Annotated in this window: 11 protein-coding genes and 1 pseudogene; 10 read left to right on the top strand and 2 right to left on the bottom strand. The window is 64.0% G+C overall.

The window, feature by feature from the left end:
* Positions 1-299 precede the first annotated feature (299 nt).
* A complete protein-coding gene (locus tag XpopCFBP1817_RS16395) occupies positions 300-1,349 on the top strand; it encodes an aldose epimerase family protein (RefSeq protein WP_128417928.1) in 1,050 nt (349 codons plus the stop codon).
* A gap of 280 nt (positions 1,350-1,629) precedes the next feature.
* On the opposite strand, the gene XpopCFBP1817_RS16390 is transcribed toward XpopCFBP1817_RS16395, so the two are convergent.
* Positions 1,630-2,421 (bottom strand): cytochrome C assembly family protein, encoded by a 792-nt coding sequence (locus XpopCFBP1817_RS16390; RefSeq protein ID WP_128417927.1) that lies wholly within the window; start codon positions 2,419-2,421, stop codon positions 1,630-1,632.
* Positions 2,422-2,630: 209 nt separating this feature from the next.
* Between XpopCFBP1817_RS16390 and ffh the strand changes: the two genes are divergently transcribed.
* The 8 genes from ffh (at position 2,631) to rplS (ending at position 9,190) form a co-directional block, all read left to right on the top strand.
* Positions 2,631-4,007 (top strand): signal recognition particle protein, encoded by a 1,377-nt coding sequence (ffh, locus tag XpopCFBP1817_RS16385; protein WP_128417926.1) that lies wholly within the window; start codon positions 2,631-2,633, stop codon positions 4,005-4,007.
* A 298-nt stretch (positions 4,008-4,305) separates the two neighbouring features.
* Positions 4,306-5,001 (top strand): DUF2314 domain-containing protein, encoded by a 696-nt coding sequence (locus tag XpopCFBP1817_RS16380; RefSeq protein ID WP_128417925.1) that lies wholly within the window; start codon positions 4,306-4,308, stop codon positions 4,999-5,001.
* Between the two features lie 25 nt (positions 5,002-5,026).
* The gene (locus XpopCFBP1817_RS16375; RefSeq protein WP_244171210.1) at positions 5,027-6,100 is read left to right on the top strand and encodes an NAD(P)H-dependent flavin oxidoreductase; all 1,074 of its coding nucleotides are present in this window, start codon (positions 5,027-5,029) and stop codon (positions 6,098-6,100) included.
* Entirely contained in the window at positions 6,091-6,888 is a 798-nt protein-coding gene (locus XpopCFBP1817_RS16370; protein WP_128417923.1) for an aminotransferase class IV family protein, read from the top strand. The genes XpopCFBP1817_RS16375 and XpopCFBP1817_RS16370 overlap by 10 nt, the downstream gene beginning before the upstream one ends.
* Before the next feature lie 96 nt (positions 6,889-6,984).
* Positions 6,985-7,245: a 30S ribosomal protein S16 gene (rpsP, locus tag XpopCFBP1817_RS16365; protein ID WP_128417922.1), complete on the top strand. Its 261-nt coding sequence runs from the start codon at positions 6,985-6,987 to the stop codon at positions 7,243-7,245.
* A gap of 41 nt (positions 7,246-7,286) precedes the next feature.
* A complete protein-coding gene (rimM, locus tag XpopCFBP1817_RS16360) occupies positions 7,287-7,799 on the top strand; it encodes a ribosome maturation factor RimM (RefSeq protein WP_128417921.1) in 513 nt (170 codons plus the stop codon).
* Between the two features lie 80 nt (positions 7,800-7,879).
* Positions 7,880-8,638, top strand: a complete 759-nt coding sequence (gene trmD, locus XpopCFBP1817_RS16355; RefSeq protein ID WP_128417920.1) for a tRNA (guanosine(37)-N1)-methyltransferase TrmD — start codon at positions 7,880-7,882, stop codon at positions 8,636-8,638.
* Between the two features lie 144 nt (positions 8,639-8,782).
* The gene (gene rplS / locus XpopCFBP1817_RS16350; protein WP_006449159.1) at positions 8,783-9,190 is read left to right on the top strand and encodes a 50S ribosomal protein L19; all 408 of its coding nucleotides are present in this window, start codon (positions 8,783-8,785) and stop codon (positions 9,188-9,190) included.
* A 151-nt stretch (positions 9,191-9,341) separates the two neighbouring features.
* Here the strand turns inward: rplS and XpopCFBP1817_RS16345 are convergent, their stop codons facing one another.
* Positions 9,342-10,817 carry an MATE family efflux transporter gene (locus tag XpopCFBP1817_RS16345; RefSeq protein ID WP_128417919.1) on the bottom strand — a complete coding sequence of 492 codons (1,476 nt, stop codon included), beginning with the start codon at positions 10,815-10,817 and terminating at the stop codon, positions 9,342-9,344.
* A gap of 310 nt (positions 10,818-11,127) precedes the next feature.
* Here XpopCFBP1817_RS16345 and XpopCFBP1817_RS16340 point away from each other — a divergent pair.
* Positions 11,128-11,535 (top strand): annotated as a pseudogene (locus XpopCFBP1817_RS16340) (RNA-binding S4 domain-containing protein).
* The last annotated feature ends 322 nt before the right edge of the window (positions 11,536-11,857 follow it).

The following is an 11,857-nucleotide window of genomic DNA, read 5'->3' as shown; positions in this document are numbered from 1 at the left end:
GCTCCCCTGCAGAACCTGGCCCATCGTGCTTGCTTCCATTCGAGGGGAAATAATGCACCATCAACACCTGGGATCAAACACGTTCTTGCGTGGTGCGTGCAGCGCCGGGTTGTCTGTGCGCATTGGCGCAGTGCGACCCCACGCCAGACTAACGTTCGCAGACGAACGCAGCCGCGCATTTCTTTGCGCATGGCGTGCAGCAAACCATCGCTTCGCAGGTCGGAATGTGCGCATCGGCATGGTCGGCGACGGCGCTATACCGCTATGCTCGCCAGCTTCCAGTAGCGGCAGTGTGGTCCATGCAGCGAGTGTTCGGGCAGTTGCCAGACGGTGTCCAAGTCCATGCGCTCACGCTGCGCAGCGGTGCCGGGCTGGAGGCGGAAGTGCTGACCTATGGCGGCATCCTGCATGCGTTGCGGCTGACCACCGCGCAGGGCGTGGTGCCGTTGCTGCTGGCATTGCCGGATCTGCCCGCTTACGCCGCCGATGGCGACAGCCTCAACATCCTGGTCGGCCGCTTTGGCAACCGCATCGCCGGTGCGCGTTACACGCTGGATGGCGTCACCCATACGTTGGCGGCCAACGAGGGGCGCAACCAGTTGCACGGCGGCCTGCGCGGCTTCGGGCGGCGCGTGTGGAGCGTGCTGGAGCAGACGCCGGATCAGGTGCTGCTCGGCTACGACTCGCCCGATGGTGAAGAAGGCTATCCCGGCAATCTGCAGGTGCGTGCGCGGCTGCAATTGCGCGGTTGCAGCCTGCAGCTGGACTTCGAAGCGCAGTGCGACGCCGCTACTGCGTTGAATCTGACCCATCACCCCTATTTCAATCTGTCCGGCAACCCGCAGTTGCATGCCGCCGTGCAGGTGCTGCACGTGCCGGCCGACCGCTATCTGCCGGTGGATGCCGAATCGATTCCGACCGGCCAGATCGCTTCGGTCGCCGGCACGCCGTTCGATTTCCGCACTGCTGCCGCGTTGGCCGACAATACCGATGCTGCGCATCCGCAAGTGATCCTCGGCAAAGGTTACGACCAGTGCCTGGTGCTGGCCGCCGGCGCCGATTGCGTTGCTGAGCTGTACTCGCCGCACAGTGGTGTGGCGCTACGCATCGCCAGCGATGCACCGGCGGTGCAACTCTACGAAGGCCAGCATCTGGACGACCACCATCCCGGCCTGGGTCGCGGCGTCTGTCTGGAGCCGCAGGACTACCCGGATGCGCCCAATCACCCTAACTTCCCGTCGACGATCCTGCGCCCCGGCGAGATCTATCGCCGCCGCATCGCGTATCACTTCGCCAGCCCGGGACCGGATCAGCCGTGGGCAGCGGTGAGCGCTGCGCTGGATGCCTGAGAGCGGTTGTCGGAGCGGCTGCGCGACCGCGGATGCCTGGGATCGTTATCTGAGCCACTGTGCGGCCGTCAGCAGGGCGCGGCAGGTGCGCGACGCGCGGTGCGGAAGGCGCTTTTCGTTCTTACAGCCAGGTTCTCAACGTAGCGTCTACGCCCACCCTAAGGCTTATTGCGGTGGTCATTCACTCTGACGCGGCAGGATGCAGTCAAAGCGCGAAGCCGCCGCATAAGCCGTCGCCCTGCGTTTGCCGAGTGCAGCAACGCACTCGTAGCCAACGTAATCAGCGCGGCCCCAGCACCAGCTCGATCACGAACTTGCTGCCGAAGAACGACAACACCAGCAGCGCCATCGCGGTCAACGTCCAGTGCACCGCCTTGGTGCCGCGCCAGCCGTTGCGCCAGCGGCCGACCAGCAGCGCACCGAACACGATCCACGACAGGATGCTGAGCACGGTCTTGTGCAACAGCCGTTGCGCCAGGAAATCCTGCACGAACAACAGCCCGGTGAGCAGGGTCAGGCTCAGCAGGACGAAGCCGACCGTGATCGTGCGGAACAACAGCGTCTCCAGCTCGGTCAACGGCGGCAGTGCGCGCAGCCAGGTGTGGAAGTCGCGCCGGCGCAGCGCGCGCTCCTGCAGCCAAAGCATGATCGCCAGCAGCGCAGCGATCCCCAGCGTGGCGTAGGCCAGCAGCGCCATCCACGCGTGCAGCTCCAGCCGCCAGCCAAGATCCGAGCTCGGTTCGTGACCATAGGCGTGATAGCAGGCCAGCAGCAGTGCAGATAGCGGGAACACCACCACGCCCACCGCCGCCATACGCCCGCGTCCGCCGAACACCGCCGTCAGCGCGGCCATGCCCAGCCCGCACAGCGACAGCGCCGCGAAAAAGTGCATGTCCGGCCCGCCCGCAGTACGGAACGCCACCAGCACGTGGTAGCCGGCGTGCAGCGCCACCGCCATCAGTGCCGGCGCCAGCCAGCGCGCAGGCGCCTGGTTGCCATCGCGCAGCACCGCCCGGGTGAGCAGCGCCGTGGCCAGCAGATACAGGGCGAACGCGATGAGAACGATTGTCATCGTGGAAGTTTCGCATATCGGGGGCTGGAGCCGGGAATGGGGATGGGGAATCGGGAATCGAAGAACGAAGACAGGGAGTACAAGCCGGAGCAGCTTTCGCCGTGCAGTGCAGTGCAGTGCAAGGCACGGCCGTTGCGCTGAGGCGGGGCGGCCGATTGGCGTGTGCCGCTATAATCGACACCCGTTTCCCCTCACGCGGTCATTTGCGCATGTTCGAGTTCCTTACCCAACGTCTCTCCGGCACCATGGAGCGCCTGCGCGGCCGCGGCCGCCTGACCGAGGAGAACATCCGCGAAGCCACTCGTGAAGTGCGCATCGCGCTGCTCGAGGCCGACGTCGCGTTGCCGGTGGTGCAGGCGCTGATCGAACGCATCAAGGTGCGCGCGGTCGGTCAGGAGGTGCTCAAGTCGCTGACCCCGGGCCAGGCGCTGATCAAGATCGTGCGCGACGAGCTCACTGCGGTGATGGGCGCGTCCGCTGCCGACCTCAATCTCAACGTGCCGGCACCGGCAATCATCCTGATGGCCGGCCTGCAGGGCGCGGGCAAGACCACCACGGTCGGCAAGCTCGCCAAGCACCTGAAGGAAAAGCGCAAAAAGAAGGTCATGGTGGTCTCGGCCGACGTCTATCGCCCGGCCGCGATCGAGCAGCTCAAGACCCTGGCCGAACAGGTCGGCGTGCTGTTCTTCGCCTCCGACGCCTCGCACAAGCCGGTCGATATCGTGCGTGCCGCCATCAGCGATGCGCGCAAGTCGTTCGTCGACGTGCTGCTGGTTGACACCGCCGGCCGCCTGGCGATCGATGCGGCGATGATGGAGGAGATCAAGGCGCTGCACGCCGCGGTCAACCCCACCGAAACCCTGTTTGTGGTCGATGCGATGACCGGCCAGGACGCGGCCAACACCGCCAAGGCCTTCGGCGAGGCGCTGCCGCTGACCGGCGTGGTGCTGACCAAGACCGATGGCGACGCCCGTGGCGGTGCCGCGCTGAGTGTGCGCTACATCACCGGCAAGCCGATCAAGTTCGTCGGTACCGGCGAAAAAACCGACGGCCTGGACGTGTTCCACCCCGATCGCGTCGCCAGCCGCATCCTGGACATGGGCGATGTGCTGTCGCTGGTGGAGCAGGTCGAGCAGAGCGTCGATCAGGAAAAGGCTGCCAAGCTCGCCGCCAAGGTCGCCAAGGGCAAGAAGTTCGACCTCAACGACATGAAAGAGCAGCTCGAGCAGATGCAGAACATGGGCGGTATCCAAGGGCTGATGGACAAGCTGCCGGGCATGGGCCAGATCCCGGATAACGTCAAGCAGCAGGTCACCGGCAAGGAAGTGCCGCGCATGATCGCGATCATCAATTCGATGACCAAAAAAGAGCGCCGCAACCCGGCCCTGCTCAACGGCTCGCGCCGCTCCCGCATCGCACGCGGCTCGGGCATGCTGCCGGCCGACGTCAACAAGCTGATGAAGCAGTATCAGCAGATGGAAAAGATGATGGGCAAGCTGGCCGGCGGCGGCATGAAGGGCCTGATGCGCAACATGAAAGGCATGATGGGCGCCATGCGCGGCCGCGGCGGCATGCCGTTCCGCTGAGTTCAGTCATGCGCTGACGCGGCCAGCACGGCGCCGCACTGGCCCTGTGCTGGCAATGTAGGGCATCGCTCCGCAGCAGATGCAGGTGCGATTGCATTGCCTCCGCGTCGTGTCGTTTTTTCCCAGGTCCGGCGTTGCCGTTGTCATGCGCCGACGTAGCGCGAGCGGTTATCGAAGTCACTGGGTCATCGGGCCCGCGCTGCACCTGACAGTTGATCATGCGGTTCTGGGTGCTCGCTCCGTACTCGCTGACATCTGCTGGCGACGTGATTTTTGGCCGCACTGAGTCGAGGTAAACATGACCGATAACCGCATGTATTTCGCAAACGATGAAGACGCTGCACGGCAGGCGACCTACGCCGCAGCGCGCGACACCTTCGAGTTTTTCTGGCGCGAACTGTCCTGGGAATATCGTCGCATCGTGCCGGGCCTGGAAATGGCGGCAGTGAAACTGCCTTTCGCTACCGATGCTTCCGCGATTGATGCGCCTTCGCACGAGCATATGTGGATCTTCGACGTGCAGTTCGATGGCGAGCAGGTCTCCGGCAGCCTGCTCAACGATCCGGAATGGTTCGCAGGACTCACTGCCGGTAACGCCGTGTCTGCACCAATCACCGACCTGGAAGACTGGATGTACGTGGTCGATGGACAGGTCTACGGCGGCTTGTTCGGCAAGCTGTTCGGTAGCAAGCCGGCTCAGGTCGCTGCAACGGAGCAGGCTCCGTCCGAGCGCGAGCATCCGATGAGCGAGAACATGGGCGCAAAGTTCGACGAAGGCCTGCGCGATCAGCCGGACATGGTGCATTTCCGCGACGGCGCCGGTTGGACGCCGCTGCAGCGCGATGCAGCGGCGGGCAACGACCAGCCGGTGTCATTGTTGCGCAAGCACGGCGCGGATGCGTCGCTGCGCACGCCATCGGGCAAGACGGCATTGGATCTGGCTCGACAGATGCAGTGGCCCAGAAGCGTGCAGCTTCTCGAAGGCGATCACTGAGGTGTCTGCGACACCGTCGTTTGCGTTGGATGGCCCGTACGCAAACCTCGCGCGTTTCTGCCAGCGCTTCGGCCTACGCGTTCCCATCCTGCTCAGTCCAATGGCTGGCGCCTGCCCGGTGCCGTTGTCGGCGGCAGTTGCCAATGCCGGTGGCATGGGCGCAATGGGCGCGGTGTTGTCGCAGCCGCAGGAGATCCTTGCTTGGATGGCGGCCCTTTGTGAAACGAGTGCCGGACCCGTGCAGATCAATCTGTGGATTCCCGATCCTGCACCCGTGCGCGACGCAGATGCAGAAGCGCGTTTGCGGGAATTTCTAGCGCAGTGGGGGCCTTCAGTTCCCGAGTCGGCAGGCGACGCAACGCCAGTCGATTTCGATGCGCAATTCGAGGCCTTGCTCGCTGCGCGTCCTGCGGTTGCCTCATCGATCATGGGGCTGTTTCGGCCCGATCAAATCGCGCGTCTGAAAGCTGCCGGCATCGCCTGGTTCGCCTGTGCCACCACGCTGGACGAAGCGCTTGCGGCACAGGCCGCAGGTGCCGATGCGGTGGTTGCGCAAGGTGCGGAAGCCGGCGGCCATCGCGGGGCGTTCGATGCCAGCCAGGCCGAGTTGCAGATGACCGGGCTGTTCGCCTTGGTGCCGCGACTGGTCGATCACCTGCATGTTCCGGTGATCGCTGCAGGCGGCATCGCCAACGCACGCGGTATTGCCGCAGCACTGACGTTGGGCGCAAGTGCGGTGCAGATCGGCACCGGCTTGCTGCGCACGCCCGAAGCGGCACTGCCAAGCGCCTGGGCCGACGCACTGGCGCACGCCGAACCAGAACAGACCCGGCAGACCCGTGCCTTCTCCGGCCGCCTGGGGCGTGCGCTGGTCACGCCCTATGTGCGCACCGCCACTGCTGCAGATGCGCCGCCGCCAGCGCCGTATCCGGTGCAGCGCGCACTGACCGCGCGGATGCGTCAGGCCGCAGCGCGCAGCAACCGCCTGGATGCCATGCAGGCCTGGGCCGGGCAATCGGCCTGGATGGCGCCCGCACAGCCCGCCGCGCAATTGGTAACGCAATGGTGGGCTGACGCACAGGCGCTGTTATGTCGTTGATTTTCTGCAATGGCGCACCGGCCACAGCGCAGCAATTAGGTGCTGCGGCGCTGCTCAACTACGGTCACTTCACCACGCTGCAGGTGCGCGCCTGTGCGGTGCGCGGGCTGGATCTGCATCTGCAACGCCTGCAGCACGGAAGCCGCGCGTTGTTTGGCGCATCGCTGGATGAAGAGGCCATTCGCAGCCAGTTGCGTACTGCGTTGGAGAGCGTCGGTGTCGCAGATGCCAGCGTGCGCATCACCGTCTTTTCGCAGGTATTCGACCTGCGCGATCCATCGCGCGACGTTGCACTCGACGTGTTGATCTCCATCGCTCCCGCAGCGCAGATGCCGACGACCGCGCTGCGCGTGCAGCCCGTCCACTACGTGCGCGAGCAGCCCCAGCTCAAACATGTCGGCACCTTCGCGCTGCTGCATCTGCGTCGCCAGGCCATGGCGGCCGGTTACGACGATGCCGTGCTGATCGACGCGCAAGATCAGCTGCTGGAAGGCGCCTTTTGGAATCTGGGCTTCTGGCAACAGGGCAGGGTGGTCTGGCCGCAAGGGCCGGCGCTGCTTGGTACCCAGCAGCGTTTGCTGCAGGCAGGGCTGCAGGCGCTAGGCATCGAACAGGCGTTTGGACCAGTGAATTTGAGCGAGCTGGACCGTGTCGAAGGTGCTTTCAGCTGCAATGCGCGCGGTCAGCAGGCGATCGTGGAAGCGGGATTTGCATCGTGGTCGGCCCAGGCCGCACAGCTGCCGATACTAGAGCGAGCCTTGCAGACCCAAGCCTGGCAACGGATCTGAGCAATTGCCGGGTGACTTGGCTTCGCCGCCGGAGCCCGTTATAATCCCCGGCTTACCGCGCCACTGTGGCGACTGGGCAACTTAGGAAACTACACCATGGTCAAGATTCGACTGACCCGCGGCGGCGCCAAGAAGCGCCCGTTTTACCACATCATCGTGACCGACGTGCGCAGCGCGCGCGACGGCCGCAACATCGAGCGTCTGGGTTACTACAACCCGGTTGCCCAGGGCGCAGAACCGCGCGTGGTGCTGGATATCGCGCGCGTTGACCATTGGGTCGGCCAGGGCGCACAGCTGACCGACAAGGTGCGTAACCTGTACCGCGAAGCATCCAAGCCTCAGACCGCTGCGGCCTGACTTGGGAGGGCCGAGCGTACCGCTCGGCCTAGCTGACGCAGATGAAACAGACCGAGCGCCGCATCCTGATGGGCAGGGTTGCCGGCGCTTTCGGTGTCAAGGGCGAGCTCAAGATCGAGTCCTGGACCGAGCCGCGTAGCGCAATATTCCGGTACCAACCGTGGATTCTGCGTACGCCCTCGGGTGAGGAATCGACGCTGAGCGGGGCGCGTGGGCGTGACCAGGGCAAGCATCTGGTTGCAACATTCCCCAGCGTTTCCGATCGCGACACCGTTGAAACCATGCACGGGATCGAGATTTACGTCTCGCGCAGCGTGCTGCCGCCACCCAAGCCCGATGAATATTATTGGGTGGATCTGGAAGAGTTGCAGGTAGAAACCGTCGAGGGCGTCAAGCTCGGCACGGTGTCGCACCTGTTCTCCACCGGCTCCAATGACGTGATGGTGGTACGCGGAGATCGAGAGCGTCTGGTGCCGTTCGTGCAGCCGGATTTCGTCAAGTCGGTCGATTTCGAAGCCAACTTGATCGTGGTGGACTGGGACCCGGATTTCTGATCGGAATTTTTGATTAGAGCAGCGCATCCGCTCCGCTCTAGCGTTACCCATCCTCCACTCTCGATTCCCGATTCAACCCAGTGCGTATCGACGTCATCAGTCTGTTCCCCGAGTTGATCGCGCAATGCGCGGCGTTCGGCGTGGTCGGGCGGGCGCAGGAGCGTGGTTTGCTGGACTTGCAAGGCTGGAATCCGCGCGAATACGCGCAGGGAAATTACCGCCGCGTGGACGATCGCCCGTTCGGCGGTGGCCCCGGCATGGTGATGTTGATCGAACCGTTGCGGGCCTGTCTGGCTGCGGTGCACGCCGCAGACACGCGTCCTGCACCGGTGATCTACCTCAGCCCGCAGGGGCGGCCGCTCACCCAGTCGCTCGCCCGCGAGCTGGCGCAGTTGCCACGCATGGTGTTGTTGTGCGGGCGCTACGAAGGCGTGGACGAGCGGTTTCTGGCGCAGGCGGTGGATATGGAAATCTCCATCGGCGATTACGTGTTGTCCGGTGGCGAGCTTGGCGCAGCGGTGCTGGTGGATGTGGTGACGCGGTTGCAGGAGGGGGTATTGAACGACGCCGAATCTGCGGCCCAGGACAGTTTTGAAGGCCCGCAAGGCCTGCTGGACTGCCCCCATTACAGCCATCCATCGACCCACGACTGGGGCGATGTGCCGGATGTGCTGCGCTCGGGCAATCACGGCGCGATTGCGCGCTGGCGCCGGCAGCAGTCGCTGGGCCGGACCTGGTTGCGTCGTCCGGACCTGCTCGACGAGGCCGGGTTGGACAACAACGATCGCCGTCTGCTGGACGAGTTTCGCCGCGAACTCGCCCCGGGCGACGAGAAATAAGGGCTCACCCCTAGCTCTTGCAACATTGATTAGGGTAAAATATCCGGCTTGCTGGCCAGCCTTGCGTCTGGCCCTCCTACGAACCTCGAGCAATCGCCGTGCGGCGACTGCCGGTCCAATATCACCAGACACGCGGTGCCCATCATGAGCAAACTCAACAAGACGATCCTGGCTGACTTCGAAGCCGCCCAGATTCAGCGCCAGCTGCCGGAATTCAATCAGGGCGACACCGTTGTGGTGAACGTCAAGGTGAAGGAAGGCAATCGCGAGCGCGTGCAGGCCTATGAGGGCGTGGTGATCGGCACCAAGAATGCCGGCCTGAACTCGGCATTCACCGTCCGCAAGATCTCGCACGGCTTCGGCGTCGAGCGCGTGTTCCAGACCCACAGTGCCATCATCGACTCGGTCGAAGTGAAGCGCCGCGGTAAGGTCCGCGCCGGCAAGCTGTACTACCTGCGTGGTCTGGAAGGCAAGGCTGCCCGCATCAAGGAAGATCTTGCCGCCGCTGCGCAAGCCAAGGCTGCTCGCCAGGCTGCTGCCAAGGCTCAGTAAGTCAAACATTGGCAGGCTCCTCGCTGCCACTGCCAAACGGCCGCCTTCGGGCGGCCGTTTGCGATTATGGAAATCGACGGAGTGATTGCGAGTTGATGCAGCAAATTGCGAATTGATGCAGCAATGGGCCGATTGGCCCTGCCAGCCGAAGTCAGCGCTGGCGAGGCTGCGGCAACTCGGCGATTGGTGCCGTATCGGCCACCGGCGACGCCGGATGCCCCGGTACCTCAGCGGCCGCCGCCAGCTCCGCCGGATCCGCAGGGGTGGTCAGCATGCGGGCTTTGCGCCAGCCGCCCCAGCGGTAATACGCCAGCGATAGCAGCATCGAGCAGGCCGAGCTGATCGGAAAGCTCAACCACACCGCATCCGCGCCAAAATGGGGCAGCAACACATTGGCCAGCGGCACGCGCACGCCCCAGAGCGCGAAGGCCAGGATGAGCAAGGGCGGGATCACCGCACCGGTCGCGCGCACCACGCCGGAGATCACCAAGCTCACGCCAAACAGCAAAAACGACCACACCGAAATGTGATTGAGATACCGCGCGATTTCCAGTGCCGGGCTGTCGGCGGGCAGGAACAACGCCAGCGTCCAGCGATCGAACAGGATCAGCGGCGCGATCAGAATGCCGGTCATCAAGAAGTTGGCAGCGATGCCGGTACGTGCGGTCGCGTCCACACGATTCCACAGGCCGGCACCGACATTCTGTGCGGCCATCGACGAGCAGGCCGCGCCCACCGCCATCGCCGGCATCTGGACATAGGTCCATAACTGCAACGCAGCGCCGTAGGCGGCTGCAGTCTCGGTGCCGAAGCCGTTGACCAGGGTCAGCATGGCAATCATCGCCAGCGAGATCATCACCATCTGCAGCCCCATCGGCACGCCTTTGACGATGAGTGCGCGCAGGATCGTCGGCGAGATGCGGAACAGGTGCAGGCCACCACGTCCCAACCACAGTACATGGCGCTGCTTGCGCAGATACAGCAGCAATCCGCCGAGCGCGACCACCTGCGCCAGCAGTGTGGCCCAGGCCGCACCGGCAATGCCGAGCGCCGGAAACGGGCCCAGACCAAAGATCAGCAGCGGGTTGAACACGATGTCCAGCACCACCGACAGCAGCAGGAAGCGGAATGGCGTGCGTGCATCGCCGGTGCCGCGCAGCGCCGCCGACAAGAACGCGAACACATAAATCAGCGGCATCGCCAGGAAGATCACTCGCAAGTAATCCTCGGCCAATGTCTGCGATGCCGGCGGCGTGCCCATCGCGGTCAACAGATGCGGCGCCAGCCACCAGCCAAGCACCGCGATCACCGCCGACAAGGCGCCGAAGAAACTGGCGCTGGTGCCCATCACCTTGCGTTCCTGCGGGATGTCGCGCGCGCCCATCGCCTGGCCGATCAGAATGGTCGAGGCCATGCCGATGCCGAACACCGAGCCGATCAGGAAGAACATGATGCTGTTGGCATTGGCTGCTGCAGTCAGTGCCGCCTCGCCGAGATAGCGGCCCACCCAGATCGCATTGATCGAGCCGTTAAGCGACTGGGCGATATTGCCTGCCAGGATCGGCAGTGCGAACAGCAGCAGATTCTTGCCGATCGGGCCTTCGGTCAGGACAGCGGATGTGGGCATTGCAGACACGCCGTGGGACGGAAGCTGCGAACACTAGCATTGGCATGTGTGAGGCGTGCATGTCGCGCGGCGAACGCAAACATGGCACACGCCGTGAAACGTACAGGCCAGCCTGTAGCAGTCAGCGGGATGGCTGCAAAGCACGCCGGTCAAACCCCGCAGGATGGCAGGTTCGGGCGGCGGCGAGGCTTGAGTTCCAGCGACCGTGCCCAGATATTTCCCGCTCAACGCAGCCTGTCCAGACGCGCCGATGCACCGGCGATTCCACACCGGAATGCGGCCCACAGGACACCACGGCAAGCACAACGCGATGACTCTACAAGTGGAACAAGCGACGACGGTCAGGCTGGATGTCTGGCTGTGGGCGGCACGCTTCTTCAAGACGCGCAGCCTGGCCAAAACGGCAGTGGACAACGGCAAGGTGGATGTCGCCGGCCAGCGGCCAAAACCGTCGCGCACGCTGCGCAGCGGCGAGCAACTGCGCATCGACCGTGGCGGTGAAATCTTCGAGGTCACGGTCGCCGCGCTCAGCGACGTGCGCGGCCCCGCACCGGTGGCGCAGGCGCTATACGTGGAAAGCGATGCCTCACGCGAGTGACGCGCGCAATGGCGCCTGCAACGTGCCGCCGAGCGCACCGGCTATCGGGCACCTGCCGGCAAACCGGACAAGCGCGCGCGTCGACTGATCAATGCACTGGGCGATATCGACGCGTTGTGAAAAAGATAGGAGCTGAGATGGATGATGTTCCGAAGTCAATAGTTAGGCTGAGTCTTGGATTTAGTGCTGAAGGCGGAAATGCTGAGCCCTCGCCCGAAATCTATTCTGTAGTGACCGGCGAGAAAAGATTCTTTTCTGATTTCATGGCTTACTTGATTAGCTTGCTTGGTGTTGCGATGTGCTTGGAGGCGGCGCGGTCCGGCAGTTCGAGTGCTTATCGGTCTGATGACTCAATATCTATCAGTAGGGCACCTCGAACAACCAAGTCGTAGCCGTGGTGACACGCACTGGATGATGACCATACCTTCAAAAAATCAGCGAT

The organism is Xanthomonas populi, assembly GCF_002940065.1.
Lineage (GTDB): Bacteria > Pseudomonadota > Gammaproteobacteria > Xanthomonadales > Xanthomonadaceae > Xanthomonas > Xanthomonas populi.
The sequence above is the reverse complement of the archived record's forward strand: the minus strand, read 5'-3'. Positions and strand labels throughout refer to the sequence as shown.